We start from the raw sequence: 19,197 nt of genomic DNA on the forward strand, positions 1-19,197 counted from the left end.
AACGGATCAAGGCAGATCAATTCAGCCGACGCTGGACGCGCTGGGCAAGCAAGCGGGAGGTAGCTATGGGGACTATCGGAACCAGCAGGATGTTGGTGATCGCGCCATTGTGCGCAATCGCATGGGTGACAACGCCACGCTCGGCATTGGCCGACGCCGGTGGATTGAGCTTCTGGCTGCCCGGCTCGTTCGCCAGCCTGACGGCGGCGCCCGCGATGCCCGGCTGGGCCTATGAGACGATCTATATTCACCTCGACCAAAGCGCCAACGCGGGAAAGAACTTCGTGATCGGCAACCGCGTGCCCGGATCCGTCGTCGACGGTCTCAATGCGCATGCCGACGTGCTGGTGGAAGGATTCACCTACACCTGGGCGCAGTCGGTGCTTGGCGGGCAGGCGGCTATCACCTTCCTCGCCGCGCCCGGCAATATCGGTGTCGGCGTCGACGCGACGCTGACGGGGCCGCGCGGCAACAGCATCTCGGGGGTTGCGACCGACAATCGCACGACGGTCTCCGACGTGTTCTATCAGGGCACCCTGAAATGGAATCAGGGCGTCAACAACGAGATGTTCTACATCTTCGGCAACATCCCGAGCGGGACCTATGACAGCACGCGTCTCGCCAATCTCAGCTTTGGATTTACTGCGATCGATGTCGGCGGCGCCTACACCTATCTCAACCCGGCGTCGGGCCAGGAGTTCTCGGTGCTGGCGGGCGTCACCTACAATGGAATGAACAAGGATCTTCAGTACCAGAACGGCATCGACTTTCACGTCGACTGGGGGCTCTCGAAGTTCGTCGCCAAGAATGTGCATGTCGGTGTCGCCGGCTACTATTTCCAGCAGCTCACCGGCGACAGCGGAGCCGGCGCCAAGCTCGGCGATTTCAAGGGACGCGTCGCGGGTATCGGCCCGCAGGTCGGGTTCATCTTTCCGGTGGCCGAGGGCTATCAGGGCTATCTCAATCTGAGAGGCTACAAGGACTTCGCCGCCGAGAACCGGCCGGAGGGATGGACCGCCTGGGTGACGTTCCAGCTCTCGCCGGCCGCGCCGGCCACCACACCGACGAAGCCAATCGTGCGGAAATATTGAGGCACGACGCCGATCGACGTCTAGATCATGATGCGTTTCCACGGAATCGCATCATGATCCCATCTCTTTGTTTGAGCATGATCTCCGCGCAAACGCCTTTGGCGTTTGTCGCTAGGCAAACCGGTTTCCATTTTTCCGGATCATGCTCTACCGCCTGATCCCGGCGAACGCGGCGGCGATGCCGCGCTGGAACAGCGACCAGTCGAAGCCGAGCGCGAGCGCGAGGTAGCCGCGATCGATCATCGCATTGGCCTGGTCTGCGGTGCGCGCGACGCCGCCGATCGGTACGCCGCTCTTCATGATGCCTTGCTCGGCGCGCTGCATCAAAGCGACCACCTCGGGATCGTCGGGCAAGCCGCGCTTGTTGATCGAGGTGGCGAGATCGCCGGGGCCGATCACCGCGAGGTCGATGCCGGGCGTTGCCATGATCTCGTCGATCCGGTTCACGGCATCGACGTGTTCGATCGTGATCATGCAGACCATGTCGTCGTCGGCGGTCGCCATGTAGTCGTTCATCGAGACGCCCCAGCGGAACGGCGCGTGGAACGGGCCCCAGAGCCGGTCGCCGTTCGGCGGGTAGCGCACGCTGCGCACCGCCTTCTCGGCATCGCCGTGGTTGAGGATCATCGGGAAGTTGATGCCGAGAGCGCCGATGTCCATCGGCGCCTTGGCGAGGTGCGGTTCATTGGCCGCGATCCGCACCATCGGCACGCAGGGCGTGCCAGAGGTCGCCACGATCATCGCATGCGCGGTGCCGAGGTCGATCGGGCCGTGCTCGAGATCGACGATGATCCAGTCCAGCGACTGCGCCATGATCTGCACGGTCTGGATGCTCGGAATGGTCGCGATCGCGCCGAAGGTTGGGCGCTTGTCGCGCCACTGTTTGCGCAGGCGGTTGAGCGGCGTCAGCGGTGCTGTGGTCAATGCAGTGCTCCCTCGGTGAGGCGAGGGGAAGCTAGCAGCACATGGTGACGGCGAAAAGCTTCAGGCCGGGACGCGACCGCCGAAGAACGGTGTCAGCGCCGCGGTCAGCGCGTGCGGACGCTTCGAGGTGAAGATCATCTCGGCGCCGGTCTCATCGCTCTCCGTGCCGGCCGGGCCGAGCAGATCGGCGACGCGGCGTGCGATCGCCGGTGCCGGATCGATCCAGTCGACCGGCCACGGCGCGAGCCGCGACAGCCGTTCCAGCAGCAGCGGATAATGCGTGCAGGCCAGCACGACGGTGTCGGTGCGACCGGGATCATTCGGGCCGTCGCCGACGAAGCAGGGCGCGAGCTCGGCCGCGATATCCTCGTCGCGCACGCTGGTGCCGCTAAGGGCTGCTTCCGCCAGCGAGGCGAGCTCGCCGGAGCCGACCAGCGTCACCTCGCAGCCCTGCGCAAAATCCGAGATCAGCTTGCGGGTATATTCCCGTTTCACGGTGCCCCTGGTGCCGAGCACCGAGACGCGCCTTGTCTTCGAGGATGCGCAGGCCGGCTTGATCGCCGGCACCGTGCCGACGAAGGGCAGGCGGTAAGCGTCGCGCAAATGCGACATCACCAGGGTGGATGCAGTGTTGCAGGCGATCACGACGAGGTCGGGCGCGTGGGCTGCGATCAACTCGCCGACCAGCGGCACCACGCGGGCGATGATCTCGTCCTCGCCGTGGTGGCCATAGGGGAAGAAGGCGTCATCGGCGACGTAAACATAGTGCGCGTCGGGCCGGGCGCGGACGATCTCGCGCAGCACGGTGAGGCCGCCGAGGCCGGAATCGAACACGAGGATGGTCGGGGGAGTGGACACGCGGAAAGTCTATCCGAAGCAGGGTTACCATTCAGTTGTTTTGCCTGCCCCGTCTTTGGGGCCGACAAAAGGCGGTGAAGGCGGGAATTTCACATGGCCTTGGCCGATACCTGCAAGTATCACGGCAAGCCATTGCTGCGACGTGAGAAATCAAGACGGGGCCGCCCGGGACCAATCCACCATGATCCGCAATACCACTGTCAGCTGGGGTTCGCTCGCCCGCGCCTTCCACTGGGGGCTCGGCATCGCCATCATCGGCATGCTGGCCTATGGCTGGTGGATGAACCACATCCCGGCGCGGGCGGACAAGTTCTTCTACCGGTCGATCCACGCCGATATCGGCTATCTGGTGCTGCTGCTGACGGTGCTGCGGCTGATCTGGCGCGGCGTCAACCCGACGCCGGCCCTGCCGGCCGAGATGCCCGCCTGGCAGCGGATCGCCGCCCGCGTCAGCCACGGCGCGCTCTATGCCGTCACCATCCTGGTGGCGATGCTAGGCTGGGCACACTCCGGATCGCGCGCCCAGGACTATTCGAGCTTTTTCGGCCTGTTCCACGTGCCCCAGATTACCTCGCCCGACAAGGCGGCGGCGGACGCTTTTGAGGCGCGTCACATCTTCTTTGCCTATGTCTTGCTGGCGCTGATCGTGCTGCACCTCGCCGCGGTCGCCTTCCACCACTTCGTGAGGCGCGACCGGGTGGCGGCGCGGATGGTGGGGACGAACCCCGCCGACCGCGCGGCTTAGCCCGCCGGCATCTGCTTCTCGACCAGCCGCACCCAGTAGGAGGCGCCGTGGCCGAGGATGTTGTCGTTGAACTTGTAGGCCGGGTGGTGGCACATCGGGCCGTCGCCCATGCCGAGGAACACGAACGCGCCGGGGCGCGCCTCCAGCATGAAGGCAAAGTCCTCGGCGCCCATGACCGGCACCAGATTGTCGTTGACGCGGTCGGCGCCGACCACGTCGCGGGCGACCTCGGCGGCGACGCGGGCCTCGCGCGCGTGGTTCAGCGTCACCGGATACATGCGTCCATAATCCGTCTCGGCCGATCCGCCATAGGCCTTGGCGATGCTGGAGGCGACCTCGCCGATCCGGCGCTCGACCATGTCGCGCACCTCGGGATCCAGCGTGCGCACGGTGCCGCCCAGCGTCACGGTCTCCGGGATCACGTTGAACGCGCTGCCGGCCTCGAACATCGTGATCGAGATCACCGCCGATTTCAGCGGATCGAGATTGCGCGACACGATCGATTGCAACGCATTGATGATCTGGGCGCCGATCAGGACGCTGTCGATCGCCTCGTGCGGCGCGGCGCCGGCATGGCCGCCCTTGCCATGCACGGTGATCTTCAGCGTGTCCGACGAGGCCAGCATCGGCCCCGGCGTGGTCGCGAAATAGCCCTCGGGCAGGCCGGGCATGTTGTGCAGGCCGTAGACCTCCTGAATGCCCCAACGCGTCATCAGCCCGTCGTCGACCATCGCCTTGCCGCCGGCGCCGCCTTCCTCGGCGGGCTGGAAGATCACGACCGCAGTGCCGTCGAAATTGCGCGTCTCGGTGAGATATTTCGCAGCACCCAGCAGCATCGCGGTGTGGCCGTCATGGCCGCAGGCGTGCATCTTGCCGGGGACCTTCGAGGCGTAGGCGACGCCCGAGGCTTCCACGATCGGCAGCGCGTCCATGTCGGCGCGCAGCCCGATGGTCTTGCCTGACGACGACTTGCGGCCGCGGATCACGCCGACCACGCCGGTGCGCCCGATCCCGGTCACCACCTCGTCACAGCCGAACTCGCGCAGCTTCTCGGCGACGATGCCGGCGGTGCGGTGCACCTCATAAAGCAGTTCGGGATTCTCGTGGAAGTCATGGCGCCAGGCGGCCATTTCGTCCGAGAGGGCGGCAACGCGATTGACGATGGGCATGGGGAGCGTCCGTTTCTTGTCGGCTTTGGAGGGCGGATGAGCGTACCGTAACCCGCCATATTGTCACGGGGCAATGGCGGGTCGCTATCGGAGATCCCTAGCCCGGATGGAGCGCAGCGCAATCCGGGATCGTTCCTCATGCGCGGTCCCCGGATTACGCTTCGCTCCATCCGGGCTACAGGCCTACAAATTCGCCAGACCGCATTCGACGGCGAGGCGGACCAGCTGGGCGTCGGTCCGCATCCCGGTCTTGGCCTTGATCAGGTAGTGGTAGTTCTGCACGGTCTTGGTGCTGAGGTTGAGATTGGCGGCGATCTGCTCCTTGGTGTGGCCTGCCGCGAACTGCCGGAGGATCTCGATCTCGCGCTCGCCGAGCTGGTCGAGCGCCGATTGGGTCGGCACCAGGCTGTCCAGCGCGAGCACCCGCGCGACGTCGTCGCTCATCGCGTGCTCGCCGCGCGCCACTTGGCGGATCGCCGCGATCAGCTCGGCCGGCTCGCTGCCCTTGGTGACGAAGCCGGAGGCACCGGCGGCGAACGCCGCCTTCACCTGGGCCGCCTCGCTGTGCATGCTGAACACCAGAATGTGCGCGTCGGGGTCGCGCGCGCGGATGTTGCGGATCGCCTCCAGCCCACTCGCGCCCGGCATCGAGATGTCCATCACGACCACATCAGGCTGGTGCGATTTGAACGCGCGATAGGCATTGGCAGCGTTGTCGGCCTCGGCGACGACGCGGAAATCGTCCTGGTGTTCGAGCACGCGGCGATAGCCCTGGCGGACGACGGGATGATCGTCCACCAGCAGGATCGAGATGCCCGCAATCTTCAGCACAGTCGTCGTCGCGGTCGTCATCTCAGGCCGCAAGCGGGATCGTGGCGGCGATGCTGACGCCGCGGCTGGCACGCGCGATCGACAGCGAGCCGCCGAGCGCGGCGACGCGCTCGCTGACGCCGGTGAGGCCGAAGCCCGCAGATTGCGCCACCTTGGCGGCATCGCCGCCGCCATCGTCCTCGACGCGCACCAGCAGCGCATTCTCGGTTCCGGCGCGCCGCTCGATCCGCAGCACGATCTCGCGCGCCGCACTGTGGCGCAGCGCGTTGGTCAGGCACTCCTGTGCGACGCGGTAGGCGGTGGCGGCGACCGTGCCGCTGATGTCGGCAAGATCGCCCTGCAGATCGAGCTGGATCATCGGCTGCGCCGTGCGCGACCGCCAGCTGTCGACCAGATCGACCAGGCTGGCCTCCAGCCCGAGCTCCTCGGCCGGCGGATGGCGCAGCCGGTTCAGCGTATCGCGCAGGCATGCCATGATGCGGCGCGTCGCCTGCGAGATCATCCGCGCGTCCTGCGCAATTTCGGTGCCGGCGGCGTATTTGTCGCCGGAGCTGGCCTCGATCGTGTTGGCGAAGGCGAGGATCGCGGTGAGGTTCTGGCCGAACTCGTCGTGCAGCTCGCGCGCCAGCGCGCGGCGTTCGTCGCTGCGAATTTCCAGCAGCCGCCGCGTCAGCACCGTGCGCTCCTCTTCGGCCTGTGCGAGGCGGTCGCCGAGATCGCCGACGGCGCGTCCGATCATCGCGAGCTCCATCGAGCGGACGCGCGGCAGCTGGGCCCGGTACTCGCCGTCGGCCATCCGCCGCAGCGCGGATACGATCGAATGCGCGGGCGCCAGCGCATGCGCGATCGCAAGCGAGGCGAGCAGCGCGATCGCGAGCGCCATCAGCAGCGCGACATGGATGTTATCCAGGATGTGCTGCCAGGCGAGCGCGATCGCGGCGGCCGGATCGGCGACGGCGCGAACGGTTCCCGCCGTCGCGGCGCGGGCGCTGATCGGCCGCTCGACGGTGCCGTGATCGCCGAGCACCATCTGGACAATGTCGGCGAACCAGCGCGGCGGCGTCTTGCCGATGCCCTTGCTCTGGCCGCACAGCGGCTTCTCGAAGGCACCGGCCGGTTCGAACTGCACGCAGATCCCGGGCGCGATCAGGCCCATGGTTTCGATGGTGCGCCAGTCCGGCGTCGGCAGCAATTGCTCGCGCATCCGGTTGCTGCGCAGCAGCAATTCGCGCCAGTACAGCGCCTCGAGCGATTGTGACACCCGCTCGGCGGACGCCTCGGTGGCGCGATCGACGCTGCGATAGGCATCGATCGTGGCCCAGACGGTCGCTGCGCCAAGGCACAGCGCGACGATGACCAGCAGGCGGGCGACCAATTCAAGCACGAGGCGCATGCGATCACTCCACGGCCGGCAAACCAGAGCGCGATGCTAACAGCAGCGCTATTCCCCGCCAATCGCAAGCATGCCAAGCTATGCAGGTCGGGAAATTTGCCCGACCAAATCTGGGCAGATGTCTTTGGACGGCGCCGGCCGGCTCTGCTCTAACGGCGGATGAGGCCCGCGTGGAGCCTCGTGGAACAGTCGGCACAGGGAGCTCACGCAGCATGGACGCCAAGGTCGAAGCTGCGGCCGCGTCGGCCGACACGGATCCGGCGGAGCGCAGCGTCCTGCTGCTCTGGATGATCTTCACCGGCCTTTCGCTGTTTGCCGCCTTCCTGCTGTGGCGCTACGGGCTGATCCGACTCATGGTCAGCTCCGACCGCACTTACATCTCCAGCGTCATCGCGGTGCTCTACGTCGTCACCTGCATCCATTGCTTCTGGCGGACGCGGGCGATCGCGCGGGAAGGCGAGGTGGCGCGGTCCTGCCGCGCGATCCTCGCCGCGCCTGATGGCGCAAAGATTCTTGCATCTGACGCGCGCGGCCTGCCGCGCGGCCTCGTCACCGATCACATCAAGAGCCTGGTGCAGAAGGCCGATGCGCAGGCCAAGGGGCGGATCGACCAGACCCTGCTGCTGCGGACGCTGGCCGACCGCCTGCGCGGGTCCAACGGTTTCGGCGCCTTCGTCTCCGACACGCTGATGAAACTCGGCCTGCTCGGCACCATCATCGGCTTCATCATCATGCTGGCGCCGATCGCGTCGCTCGATGCCGCTGACAAGGTCGCGATGAAATCCTCGATGGGCCTGATGAGCGACGGCATGGCGGTCGCGATGTACACCACGCTGGCCGGGCTGATCGGATCGATCCTGGTCCGGATCCAGTACTACATGCTGGACTCCGCGACCCAGCGGGTATTTTCCGATGCCGTGGTGCTGACCGAGACGCATGTCACGCCGGCTTTGGAACGTCGCCTTGGTACGACGCCATGATGGACGAGTTCGGGCTCTATCCGCGCGAGGAAGCTTTCGATCCGCTTGGTGTCATGCTGTTCAAGGCGTTGCAGGTGATCGCCTTCCTGTTCTTCCTCGCGCTGCTTGCGGTGTCGCCGGACTCCAAGGAGGGCAAGATCGAATCCAAGGCGGAGTTCATCATCACGATGGACTGGCCGGACAACCATCCCGATGATCTCGACCTGTTCGTGCAGGACCCCGCGGGCAACATCGCCTGGTACCGGCATCGCGAGGCCGGCTTCCTGACGCTCGACCGCGACGATCGCGGCGGCGCTAACGACTTCATCGTGGTCAACGGCAAGAAGATCGCTTCCCCGATCCGCGAGGAGATCGTCACCTTGCGCGGCATCGTCGCCGGCGAATACACCGTCAACGTCTCGCATTTCCAGGCCACGACCGGCGAGCCGGTGCAGGCCAACGTCAAGGTGCAGAAGCTCAACCCGACGGCGCAGGTGATTTTCGACGACAAGCTGACCGTCGATCACACCGGCGACGAGAAGACCGCGGTGCGGTTTCGTCTCGATGCCGAGGGCAAGGTGGTCAACGTCGACCGGCGGCCGAAATCGCTGCTCGAAACTTTCCGCAGCAGCTGGCGCAACGGCGCCGACCTCGATCCGAACACCGGCGTTCCGAAATCCGGCGTGAGGGTGCTCCGCCGTGAATAGTCTCCAGTCAGTGATCCTCACCCTTGCGGTGGCGTACGCGGTGATCGGTGCGCTGCTCCTGATCGTGCTGGTCTATGCGCGGCTGCATTGGTCGCTGAAGGCTGTCGTCATCGTCGTGACCAGCGCGTTCTATTTCGTCAGCTTCGGCGGGATGCGCGGCCTGCTCGGCTGGGCCTCCGCGGAGAAGCTGCCGGCCAACTTCAAGCTGCTGTCGGCGCGGATCGTGGAGCCGCATACGCTGGAGGGCGATCTGGGCTCGATCTATCTCTGGGTTGAAGAGCTTGATGAAGACAACCGACCGAGCGCCGTGCCGCGCGCCTTCCGCATTCCCTATAGCGATGCCATGGCGGAGCAGACCCACACGGCCGACAACGAGATCAAGGCCGGGCATCCGCAGGGCGGGCGGGCGGCTGATTTCGGCGGCGGCGATGGGACCCTCACGGATTTCGTCAGGGAGTACATCACCCCGAAGACGATCATGGAGACTACCGGCGGCGATTCCACCACGGGGACGTTCGTGGCGCCGCCGGCCGGCGCGCAGGGATCAGTCTTCACGCCGCTGCCGCCGCCCCGGATGCCGCCCAAGGACGAGCAGCGATAGGGCGCGCGTCCGACTAGAAAGGTGGCACAAAAATAGGGATTGCCAATAATCAGTCAGCGGGATGGACAGTAATCATCCGGAATTCCTCAATCCCCTGAACGGTGTATCCTGGGGATAACCGGGGCTAGATTTTATCCCGAAGCCATTTTCCCGGCAAAGGGGCCGCTGCGTGAGGCGGCCCCTTTCGATTCCGGCATCGGTTCCGGCCCGGTGGACCGCCAAGATCAGCACATTCAGCTTCGTCCTGGCGAAAGCCAGGACCCATCACCCCAAATCGCGATTGTTGCGTGACGCTGGGGCCGCGATCACGGTCATCACTGGCTGCGGTGGTTATGGGTCCTGGCTTTCGCCAGGACGACGAACGGAGAGAATCTCGGCCCGACCGGCCTGCAGGGATCGGCGGCCCTGCCCGGACGCATAGCTGTCATCTCGCAAAGTTTGTCTGACAGATATTGAAATCTGTCAGCGTGACGATGTATATACTCAGCAGCCCAATGGGAGGAGGGCGCCCAGCGGCTGTTCCGGCATTTTGGTCGGGGCAACCGGACTTCAATTTGATTACCTCGAAGGACTACCTCCATGACGATAGAAATCTTTCAATTGACCGCCCAGATTCAACAGTGGCTCAACCTTCGCGTCGCCCGCCATTTGGCTGCCCAGGCTGCCAAGTTCACCCGCGGGCAGGACAGCGATAATCAGACGGTAAGCGCATGAACGAGGCGGTGGTTTTGACACCCGAGCGGATCCTCGAGGCAACTGAGGATGTCTTGAGACGCTACGGGTTGACCAAGGCCACCGTTGTCGACGTGGCCCGTGCGCTGGATGTCAGCCACGGCAGCGTGTACCGCCATTTCCCCAGCAAGGCCTCGCTGCGCGACGCAGTCGCCAAACGCTGGCTCGACCGCGCCAACGAGCCGCTGTGCAAGCTCGCGGCCGGCGACGGCCCGGCGCCGGAGCGGCTCGAGCAATGGCTGCGCACCGCCTTCGCGATCAAACAGAAGAAAGTCTGCGACGATCCCGAGATGTTCGCGACCTACCTGGCGCTGGCGCAGGGCGCGCGCGAGGTGGTGGAAGCCTACAAGGACAAGCAGGTCGATCTGATCGCAAAGATCCTGTCCGACGGCGTCGCGCAGGGCGAATTCGAGATCGACAACGTCAAGGCGACGGCACGTGCCGTGTTCGACGCGACCGTCCGCTACCATCACCCGGCGCATGCCGAGGAATGGTCCAAGCCCGAATGCCCGTCCCGGATCGACGCCTTGATCGCCCTGCTGCTGCGGGGCGTGCGGGCCTGCAAGCACTAAAGCAACAGCTCGGCTCTTGTGCTCTCTCGCAGCGGAGCAAGCGGCACCCCTCTCCCTAACCCTACCCCGCAAGGGGGAGGGAACCCTTCCGGTCCTAACCGGCTAGATGGGTAACAGAATAGACCGGCGACATAGGTAACAGGTCAACTGATCGGCGAGGAGGAGCTTGCCGATGGGATGGATGGAGACCTGTGCTGTGGATGAGCGGATGCGGTTTGTGGTGGCGGCGCAAAAGCATGAGGAGTCGTTTGCGGCGGTGTGCCGGCGGTTCGGGGTGAGCCGTCGGTGGGCTATAAATGGCTGGTACGGTTCGAGGAGGAAGGGGCGGCTGGGCTGTTCGATCGTTCGCGAGCTCCTCTGCATCATCCGCAGAGCATTGCGGAGAAGATCGCCGAACGCTGTCTTGAGGTGCGTCGGTCGCATCCGAGCTGGGGGCCGATCAAGGTGCTGGCCTTTCTCGAACGGAAGTCACCTCGAACGGCATGGCCGGCGGCAAGCACGATCGGGGAGCTGTTCGACCGCGAAGGCCTGACGGTGAAACGCAAGCTGCGCCGGCGCAGCCCGCCCTCGAGCGCGCCCTTTGCCAGTTGCGAGGCGCCCAACGACACCTGGTGCATCGACTTCAAGGGCTGGTTCCTGACCGGGGACGGCATGCGCTGCGAGCCACTGACGATCACCGATGCCTATAGTCGTTATCTGCTGCGCTGCCAGGCCCTGGCGCGCACCGACACGGATCATGTCTGGCCGGTGCTGGACGCGGCGTTCCGCGAGTTCGGGTTGCCGCGTCACATGCGCTCGGACAACGGCTCGCCGTTTGCCTCGCGTGGCGCCGGAGGATTGTCGCGGCTATCGGTCAAGCTGATCAAGGCCGGCGTGACGCCGGAACGCATTGCACCGGGCAAACCTCAGCAGAACGGTCGCCATGAGCGCATGCACCTGACCCTGCTGCAAGACGTTGCCAATCCGCCGGCTCCCACCATGCGCGAGCAGCGCAAGCGCTTGCGCAGCTTCCAGCATCTCTACAACGAAGAGCGCCCGCACCAATCGCTCGACAACGCCACGCCGGCCGACCGTTACCTGGCCTCCTCGCGCCGCTTCGACGGCATCTTGCGCGAGCCGGAATACGCTGATGACCAGGAGATCCGCTCGGTCCGCCAAAACGGCGAGATCAAATGGCTGGGCAACACGATCTACATCAGCGAAGCGCTGATCGGCGAGCCGGTAGGCCTGGCCGAGGAGCGGGACGGCTGGACCGTCAGCTATGGCCCGATTGTGCTCGGCACGATCGCGCATCGCGGTGACCAGCTCAGCAGACCAAAACGCACAGCAAAAGGCTGTGGACTTGAGGACAACGCTGCGCGTTGCCCTCAGGGTCCACAGCCCCAACAACAACAGACCTGAACGAAACGAGAATTGTGTTACCTATGTCGTCGGTCTGACCTGTTACCTATGTCGCCGGTTGCTCATTCCGCTGGTGCCTCCCTTACATTCGCCGTTGATGGTCTGAGGCGCGATCTGTCATGCCAGTGAGGTGAGCACGCCGGTCAGGCTCCCTCCCCCCTTGCGGGGGAGGGTGGGGAGAGGGGTAAGCAACGAGTTGCGACGGTAGAGATTGCGCGGTCGCACGCCAAATGGCTTCTTCGCGCCTGCCTCCGCCCGATTGCGAGCTCTGGGCTGCGTGTGCTTGATATCCGGCAGGACTCCACCTACGCGGATCACGATGCGGCTTGCACTGTTTGCCGATATTCATGCCAACCGGCAGGCCTTTGCAGCCTGCCTCGACGCTGCGCGGGCACGCGGCGCTGAGCGGCTGATCTGCCTCGGCGACATCGTCGGCTACGGCGCCGATCCCGAATGGGCCGTCGACACCATGATGGACCTGGTCGCCAACGGCGCGATCGCGGTGCGCGGCAATCATGATAATGCGATCGGCGTTCCCAGTGACAGCATGAACACCGATGCCCAGGCCGCCATCGACTGGACCCGCGGCCGGCTCAGCGGCGAGCAGAAGCAGTTCCTCGCCGAGCTTCCGATGTCGCGGCAGGAGGACAACCGGCTCTACGTGCACTCGGAGGCCTCCGACCCCGTGAAATGGCGCTACGTCCGCGACACTGCGGACGCCGCGCGCAGCATGATGGCGACCGAACAGCAGATCACCTTCTGCGGCCACATCCATCGTCCCGGCCTCTACTCGATGTCCTCGACCGCGAAGATGACGAGCTTCGTCCCGACCTCGGGTGTCGCGGTGCAATTGCTGCCGGGGCGGCGCTGGCTTGCGGTGCTCGGCTCGGTCGGCCAGCCGCGCGACGGCGATCCGGCGGCGTCGTTTGCGATGTTCGACACGGCGAGCCGCGAGATCACCTTTCACCGCGTGCCCTACGACGTCGCGACCGCCGCGGCGCGGATCAAGGCCAGCGGCCTGCCGCTGTGGCTGGCCGACCGCCTGCCGCTCGGCAGGTGACGCCGGTGGCGGCGCTGACCATGCAACCGGGCGCCGAGCTCGATGGCTTCACCATCGGCGAGCGCGTGCACCGCGGCGGCATGGCGACGCTATGGACCGTCACCCATCCCGGCATCACTATGCCGCTGTTGATGAAGGTGCCGCTGACCTCGGAGGGCGAGGACCCGGCCGCGATCGTCAGCTTCGAGATGGAGCAGATGATCCTGCCGCGGCTGTCAGGGCCGCACGTGCCGGCCTGTTTCGGCACCGGCGACTTCGAGCGGCAGGCCTATGTGGTGATGGAGCGCATCCCCGGACAAACACTCTACAAGCGGCTCGACGACCTGCCGCTGCCGTATGAGGAGGTCAGGGTGATCGGCGGCAAGGTGGCGACCGCGCTCGCCAGCCTGCACCGGCAGAACGTCATCCATCACGATATCAAGCCGAGCAGCGTCATGTTCCGCGAGCGCGGCGAGGCGGTGCTGATCGATTACGGCCTGTCGCACCACCAGCATCTGCCCGACCTCCTGCAGGAGGAGTTTCGGCTGCCTTACGGCACCGCACCCTATATGGCGCCGGAACGCCTGCTCGGCGTGCGCGACGATCCGCGCAGCGATCTGTTTTCGCTCGGCGTGCTCTTGTACTTCTTCACCACCGGCGTCCGCCCGTTCGGCGAGAGCGAGACCCTGCGCGGCATGCGCCGGCGGCTGTGGCGCGATCCCACTCCGCCGCGCGGGCTCAGGCCGGACTATCCGCCGTGGCTGCAGGAGATCGTGCTGCGGTGTCTCGAAATCGATCCGGTCGCGCGCTATCCGACCGCGGCGCAGCTTGCGTTCGATCTCAGCCATCCCGAGCAGGTCAAGCTGACGGCACGGGCGCAGCGGCTGAAACGCGATCCGCTCATGACGGTGTGGCGCCGTCGCTTCAATCTCGGCGCCGCCTCGCCGCAACCGAGATCCAACGTCGCGGTGCAGCTCGCCTCGAGCCCGATCGTCGCGATCGCGCTTGACATCGGCGAAGGCGCCGAGGCGCTGAACGAGACCATCCGCGTCACCGCCGAGCAGGTGCTGTCGACCTCGCCATCGGCGCGGCTCGCCTGCGTCAACGTGCTCAAGCTCAATCGGCTGGCGATCGACCGCAGCCATGACGAGCAGGGCCAGAACAAGCATGTCGACCGCCTGGTGGCGCTCCAGCACTGGGCGCGGCCGTTCAAGCTCGCGGAGGGCCGGTTGACCGTACATGTGCTGGAGGCGATCGATCCCGCAGCCGCCATCCTGGAATTCGCCGCGGTCAATCTGGTCGACCACATCATCATCGGCGCGCGGCAGAACTCGCTGCGGCGCGCGCTGCTCGGCAGCGTGTCCGCCAAGGTCGCAGCCGAAGCGCCGTGCACGGTGACCGTGGTGCGGCCGTCGCGGCTGACGCCGGCGACAGATGCGGGCGACGAGGCGGCGGACCGGGCGGCGAACGCCGCGGCCACGCCGCCCGCAGTTTTTTAGCTACGCCGGATCATCAGATCGCTTCGCCGCGCGCTTCGGCCGCCGCATGGCGAATCGCCGCGATGTTGGTCTTGTAGGCCTCGACCGTGCCGCCCTTGAACACGGCAGATCCGGCGACAAAGGCATTGGCGCCGGCGGCGGCGAGCTGGCCCGCGACGTCGGGCGCAACCCCGCCGTCGACCTCGACATCGATCGGCCGGCCCGCGACCATCGCCCTGACGTCGGAGATTTTGCCGATCGCCGAGCGGATGAAGGCCTGGCCGCCGAAACCGGGATTGACCGACATGACAAGCACGAGGTCGATCAGGTCGAGCACATATTCGATCGCGCTCGCCGGCGTTGCCGGATTGAGCGAGACGCCGGCCTTCTTGCCGAGCGCCCGGATCGCCTGCAGCGAGCGATGCAGATGCGGGCCGGCCTCTGCATGCACGGTGATGTGGTCGCAGCCCGCCTTGGCGAACGCCTCCAGATAGGGATCGCAGGGCGAGATCATCAGATGAGCGTCGAACACCTTCTTGGTGTGCGGCCGCATCGCCTTGATGACGTCGGGGCCGTAGGAAATGTTCGGCACAAAATGGCCGTCCATCACGTCGAGATGGATCCAGTCGGCGCCGGCCTGGTCGACGGCGCGGACCTCCTCGCCGAGCTTTGAGAAATCCGACGCCAGGATCGACGGAGCGATAATGAGGGGACGCGGGGTGAATGACTGAGTCATGTCAGCAGTTCCGGAAGACGAGCAGGGGGCGACGGGTGATCCCGCCTAACATGCGCAGGCGTGGTGGGCAATGCGAGCGGACCGGATGGCTGGGCCGGAAAATTCTGCCGCCGGCGGCAGCTCTTGCCGGGTGCGCGGAACCCGTCGCGATGCGCCAAGGCCTGGTTTCATTGGGTTTTTGCCATGGCACGCGCCTTGCTGCGCCACCGACAAGCGTTTGAGCCGCCAGGCGCGGCCTTGTTGGAGTATGCCATGTTATTTGCAATTGGCGCTGCGTCGTCGGCCATTGATCTCCTGAGCTCGCTGATGTCGTCGAAGTCGACGACCCAGACCGGCAGCTCCAGCCAGGCAAGCCAGTCGAGCGGCCTGTTCGATCTTTCGACCACGACATCGACGTCGACCGGGGGCAGCAGCAGCGCCGGATCGAGCTCTGGCACGCCGCAGATTTCGCCGCTGACGATGGGCGCGCTGATTTCCGCGCAAAGCCAGTCGCAGACCGCGGTCTCAAACAGCGCGACGGCGGCCAGCCGGTCGGCCGCGTTGCAGGACCTGTTCTCAGGGATCGACGCCGACGGCAACGGCCAGATCACCCAGGCGGAATTCGAGAATGCACTCGGCGCCGGCGGTACCAACACGGCGCGGGCCGACGACGTGTTCGCCAAGCTCGACAAGAATGGCGACGGCACCGTCAGCCTCGACGAGATGTCGCAGGCGTTGCAGGGCCACAAGGGCGGCGGCCATCATCATCAAATGGCGAGCGGCTCGACCGACGGATCCGGCTCCAGCAGCGGCTCGAGCGATCCCCTGATGCAGGCGCTGGACGGCGCCACCTCGACCTCGGTGACCAACAGCGACGGTTCGACCACCACGACGACGACCTATGCCGACGGCTCCAAGGTGTCGATGACAACGCCGGCCTCGGCGTCCAGCACCAGTGGCACATCTTCGTCGTCCAGCGGCAGCGCGACCTCGTCCTACAATTTCATCGAGCAACTGATCCAGCGCCAGGCGCTGGCGATCTCGACGCAGGCTTCGGCGTCGGTTTCCTTAAGCGCTTAAGGCGTATCGGCTGCTACTCGTCATTGCGAGGAGCGTAGCGACGAAGCAATCCATGTCTCGGCAAGCGGTGCGATGGATTGCTTCGTTTCGCTCGCAATGACGATCGTACAAGCTCTTCGCCTAACCGAACCGATCCCGCCAGCTCGGCAGTGCGCCGGGGAAGGGCAGCGCGGTCGCTGAATGGACGCCGCGCGCGATCGCGCGCGCCACCGTGTTGGCCGCGATCGCGCCGAGCCTGGTCAGCCCGAACAGGGGATCGACCGGCTTGGCGCCGGTCGCGGCGGCAAACACCACATCGCCATCGAGCGGCGCGTGCACCGGATAGATCGCGCGCGCCATGCCGGTTTGTGCGATCATCGCCAACCGCCGCGCCTGCGGTTTTGTCAATTGCGCGTCGGTGACGAGCACGACCAGCGTGGTGTTCTCGGCGGCGGTGGCCTCGGCACCGCCCTTCAGCCGCGGCTTCAGCATGTCAGGCGTGAACGCAGCCGGCAGGCCGCGTCCGCCGAACTCGCCGGCGACCTCGAACGGCGCCGCCCAGAACCACGGACCGCTGCCGACCGTCACGCTGCCGACCGCGTTGACCACGGCGAGCGCCGCGACCTTGATGCCGTCGTCGGTCACAGCAGACGCCGAGCCGAGGCCGCCCTTCAGATTGGCCGTGGTGGCGCCCATGCCGGCGCCGACGCTGCCGAGCGCGAAGTCATCGGAGGCCGCATTCGCCGCCGCATAGCCGAGATCGCGATAGGGCGGAAAGCGTCCCCACGCCTTGTTGCCGCCGTTGAGCAGGTCGAAGCAGATCGCGCCGGGCACGATCGGGATCACCGCATCGCGGATGCGAAAGCCGCGGCCACGCTCGGCCAGCCAGGCCTGGACGCCGCCGGCGGCGTCGAGCCCGAGCGCCGAGCCGCCGGACAACGTGATGGCGTCGATCGCCTCGACGACATTATGCGGCGACAGCAGCGCGTCCTCGCGGGTGCCCGGACCGCCGCCGCGAACATCGATCGAGGCGACCGCCGGCCGCTCGAACAGGATGGCGGTGACGCCCGAGGCGATCACCGCGTCGTCGGCATGGCCGACGGCAACGCCGGCAATATCGGTGAGAAGGTTTTTCACGGTTGAGTCCGTCCCGCCTGGTCCGAGCCTTGGCTGCTCGAACCGGTATATCAGCTGCGGCGAGCCCGGCTAGAGCATGATCCGGAAAAGTGCGAAGCGGTTTTCCGAAAAGATCATGCCAAGACAAGAATCCAAAGCGCGATGACGATTCAACCCATCTCATCGCGCTTTGGAGGCGCGTTGACGCCCCGGCCTATGACCTCATCATCCGGGCGATGGCTTCGCCAATGACGACCGTGGTGAAGTGCGTATTGGCCCGGCAATCGGACGGCATGATCGAGGCGTCGGCGACCCGCAGGCCACTGACGCCCTTCACCGCACCGTCGGGATTGACCACGCCCGCGGGATCGTTGACGCCGGTCATCCGGCAGCTGCCGGCTGCATGCTGGATGTCGCCGGTCTCGCGTCGCAATACCGCCTCGAGCTCGGCCGTCGGCAGGGCCGCCGCGGCCGGCAAGGTCAGCTCGGTATCGCCGAGGCGGATCCAGTCCGAGATGCCGGCCAGTGCCGGCTGCGTGGCCAGCACCGCGAACCGCTTCACCGCATCCAGCATGCGCAGCATATCGCGCGGATCGGCCAGCATGTTCTCCTCGACGACCGGATCGATCGTCGGGTCCGGCGAAGCCAACTTCAGGTGCCCCCGCGAATAGGCATTGAACAGTCCCGCGCCGATCGCGCCGGGATTTCCGATGCCGCGATGATTGAAGGCGATCATGATCATGTCGCGCTTGCCGCCGTCGGCGAGACCGGATGAATAGGTTACGCAGCAATTGGTGTGACGCGTATCCGGATCGGTAGGCCGCAGCTCCTCGCGCAGCTGGATCGTCATGCGAAACAGCGGATGGTCGAAGAAATTGCGGCCGACCGGCAGGTCACGCTCGACCGCGATCCCCATGGCTTGCAACTCGTCCGCGGGGCCGATGCCCGATCGGAGCAGGATCGCGGGGCTGTGGATGGCGCCGCCGCACAACACGATCTCACGCGCATCGATCTCGACGGTGCCCTGGCCGTCGATATGGACACGGACGCCGGTTGCCTTACCGTCGCGGATGATGACCCGGTCGACCAGCGCCTTGCCTCGAATCTCGAGATTGGCACGGCCACGCGCCGGCTCGAGATAGCCTTCGTTGGTGGTGATACGACGGCTGTTGCGGCTGTTGATCGGATAGCAGGCGACGCCTTCGCCATCCGGACCGTTGAGATCGGCGCACCACGGATAGCCGCTGGCGAGAGCTGCGTCGCGCAGGCCGCGATCGATCGGCCCCCACGTTTCCAGCGGCGCGCGATAGACCGGCAGCGGACCGCCGCGGCCATGTCCCCTGGTGTCGCCGAATTCCTCGTCGTCCTCGATCATCGAGAACAGCGGCATGATCTCGCGCGCGGACCAGCCGCGGCAGCCGAGCGCGGCCCATTCGTCGAAGGCATCCGCGACGCCGCGGATGGCGATCTGGCCGTTCATCATCGAGCTGCCGCCGAGCCCCTTGCCGCGCCAGTAGAAGCGCCGCTCCTGGCCTGCGATGCGGCGGGTCAGGAGGTCGGGCCACTGCCATTTCTCCTGGAATTCGCGCTTGTGAATGATCGGAATCGGATTGGGCGTCCGGATTTCCCAGGGTGCTTCATCCGCACGCCAGTCGAGGCCCGCTTCTAGCAGCAGCACCCGCCGCTTCCGATCCTCGGATAACCGGGCGGCAATGGCCGCGCCGGCCGAGCCGCCGCCGACGACGATCACATCGTAAGTGGTATCAGGTGACATGACTTCCAACCTTGGCTTCAATCTTGCTGCGTC

General features: G+C 65.9%; 18 protein-coding genes and 1 pseudogene. 11 read left to right on the top strand and 8 right to left on the bottom strand.

Features of this window, described 5'->3' with window-relative positions; genetic code table 11:
- Positions 1-65: 65 nt before the first annotated feature.
- Positions 66-1,091: a SphA family protein gene (locus ACVIW0_RS14070; protein WP_461352877.1), complete on the top strand. Its 1,026-nt coding sequence runs from the start codon at positions 66-68 to the stop codon at positions 1,089-1,091.
- Positions 1,092-1,238: 147 nt separating this feature from the next.
- On the opposite strand, the gene ACVIW0_RS14075 is transcribed toward ACVIW0_RS14070, so the two are convergent.
- Positions 1,239-2,015 (bottom strand): HpcH/HpaI aldolase family protein, encoded by a 777-nt coding sequence (locus tag ACVIW0_RS14075; RefSeq protein WP_461352878.1) that lies wholly within the window; start codon positions 2,013-2,015, stop codon positions 1,239-1,241.
- Positions 2,016-2,075: 60 nt separating this feature from the next.
- On the bottom strand, positions 2,076-2,873 hold the full coding sequence (murI, locus tag ACVIW0_RS14080) for a glutamate racemase (protein ID WP_461352879.1): 798 nt from the start codon (positions 2,871-2,873) through the stop codon (positions 2,076-2,078).
- A 181-nt stretch (positions 2,874-3,054) separates the two neighbouring features.
- Here murI and ACVIW0_RS14085 point away from each other — a divergent pair, with 181 nt between their 5' ends.
- Entirely contained in the window at positions 3,055-3,618 is a 564-nt protein-coding gene (locus ACVIW0_RS14085; protein ID WP_461352880.1) for a cytochrome b, read from the top strand.
- On the opposite strand, the gene ACVIW0_RS14090 is transcribed toward ACVIW0_RS14085, so the two are convergent.
- From ACVIW0_RS14090 to ACVIW0_RS14100, 3 genes are all read right to left on the bottom strand, one after another.
- Positions 3,615-4,787: a M20 aminoacylase family protein gene (locus ACVIW0_RS14090; protein ID WP_461352881.1), complete on the bottom strand. Its 1,173-nt coding sequence runs from the start codon at positions 4,785-4,787 to the stop codon at positions 3,615-3,617. The genes ACVIW0_RS14085 and ACVIW0_RS14090 overlap by 4 nt on opposite strands.
- A gap of 183 nt (positions 4,788-4,970) precedes the next feature.
- Entirely contained in the window at positions 4,971-5,639 is a 669-nt protein-coding gene (locus ACVIW0_RS14095) for a response regulator (protein ID WP_461352882.1), read from the bottom strand.
- Position 5,640: 1 nt separating this feature from the next.
- Positions 5,641-7,011 (bottom strand): histidine kinase, encoded by a 1,371-nt coding sequence (locus ACVIW0_RS14100; RefSeq protein ID WP_461352883.1) that lies wholly within the window; start codon positions 7,009-7,011, stop codon positions 5,641-5,643.
- A 212-nt stretch (positions 7,012-7,223) separates the two neighbouring features.
- Here ACVIW0_RS14100 and ACVIW0_RS14105 point away from each other — a divergent pair, with 212 nt between their 5' ends.
- The 8 genes and pseudogenes from ACVIW0_RS14105 (at position 7,224) to ACVIW0_RS14140 (ending at position 14,521) form a co-directional block, all read left to right on the top strand.
- On the top strand, positions 7,224-7,991 hold the full coding sequence (locus ACVIW0_RS14105; protein WP_461352884.1) for a MotA/TolQ/ExbB proton channel family protein: 768 nt from the start codon (positions 7,224-7,226) through the stop codon (positions 7,989-7,991).
- On the top strand, positions 7,988-8,677 hold the full coding sequence (locus ACVIW0_RS14110; RefSeq protein WP_461352885.1) for a hypothetical protein: 690 nt from the start codon (positions 7,988-7,990) through the stop codon (positions 8,675-8,677). Before ACVIW0_RS14105 ends, ACVIW0_RS14110 begins: the two co-directional genes overlap by 4 nt.
- Positions 8,670-9,278, top strand: coding sequence for a hypothetical protein (locus tag ACVIW0_RS14115; RefSeq protein ID WP_461352886.1), 609 nt, complete (start codon positions 8,670-8,672; stop codon positions 9,276-9,278). The genes ACVIW0_RS14110 and ACVIW0_RS14115 overlap by 8 nt, the downstream gene beginning before the upstream one ends.
- Positions 9,279-9,857: 579 nt before the next feature.
- Positions 9,858-9,992, top strand: a complete 135-nt coding sequence (locus tag ACVIW0_RS14120; protein ID WP_456753950.1) for a hypothetical protein — start codon at positions 9,858-9,860, stop codon at positions 9,990-9,992.
- The gene (locus tag ACVIW0_RS14125) at positions 9,989-10,582 is read left to right on the top strand and encodes a TetR family transcriptional regulator (RefSeq protein WP_461352887.1); all 594 of its coding nucleotides are present in this window, start codon (positions 9,989-9,991) and stop codon (positions 10,580-10,582) included. The genes ACVIW0_RS14120 and ACVIW0_RS14125 overlap by 4 nt, the downstream gene beginning before the upstream one ends.
- Before the next feature lie 172 nt (positions 10,583-10,754).
- Positions 10,755-11,869, top strand: a pseudogene (locus tag ACVIW0_RS14130) (integrase core domain-containing protein); the annotation flags it as partial.
- A gap of 433 nt (positions 11,870-12,302) precedes the next feature.
- Positions 12,303-13,043 (top strand): metallophosphoesterase family protein, encoded by a 741-nt coding sequence (locus tag ACVIW0_RS14135; RefSeq protein ID WP_461352888.1) that lies wholly within the window; start codon positions 12,303-12,305, stop codon positions 13,041-13,043.
- A gap of 20 nt (positions 13,044-13,063) precedes the next feature.
- A complete protein-coding gene (locus ACVIW0_RS14140) occupies positions 13,064-14,521 on the top strand; it encodes a serine/threonine protein kinase (RefSeq protein WP_461357325.1) in 1,458 nt (485 codons plus the stop codon).
- Positions 14,522-14,534: 13 nt separating this feature from the next.
- On the opposite strand, the gene rpe is transcribed toward ACVIW0_RS14140, so the two are convergent.
- The gene (gene rpe / locus ACVIW0_RS14145; RefSeq protein ID WP_461352889.1) at positions 14,535-15,236 is read right to left on the bottom strand and encodes a ribulose-phosphate 3-epimerase; all 702 of its coding nucleotides are present in this window, start codon (positions 15,234-15,236) and stop codon (positions 14,535-14,537) included.
- 252 nt (positions 15,237-15,488) lie between these two features.
- Between rpe and ACVIW0_RS14150 the strand changes: the two genes are divergently transcribed.
- The gene (locus ACVIW0_RS14150; RefSeq protein WP_461352890.1) at positions 15,489-16,295 is read left to right on the top strand and encodes an EF-hand domain-containing protein; all 807 of its coding nucleotides are present in this window, start codon (positions 15,489-15,491) and stop codon (positions 16,293-16,295) included.
- A 120-nt stretch (positions 16,296-16,415) separates the two neighbouring features.
- Here the strand turns inward: ACVIW0_RS14150 and ACVIW0_RS14155 are convergent, their stop codons facing one another.
- Together ACVIW0_RS14155 and ACVIW0_RS14160 are read right to left on the bottom strand one after the other, a co-directional pair.
- Positions 16,416-17,411, bottom strand: a complete 996-nt coding sequence (locus ACVIW0_RS14155; RefSeq protein ID WP_461352891.1) for a P1 family peptidase — start codon at positions 17,409-17,411, stop codon at positions 16,416-16,418.
- A gap of 193 nt (positions 17,412-17,604) precedes the next feature.
- On the bottom strand, positions 17,605-19,164 hold the full coding sequence (locus tag ACVIW0_RS14160; RefSeq protein WP_461352892.1) for a GMC family oxidoreductase: 1,560 nt from the start codon (positions 19,162-19,164) through the stop codon (positions 17,605-17,607).
- Between the last annotated feature and the right edge of the window lie 33 nt (positions 19,165-19,197).

The organism is Bradyrhizobium sp. USDA 4454 (assembly GCF_054822705.1).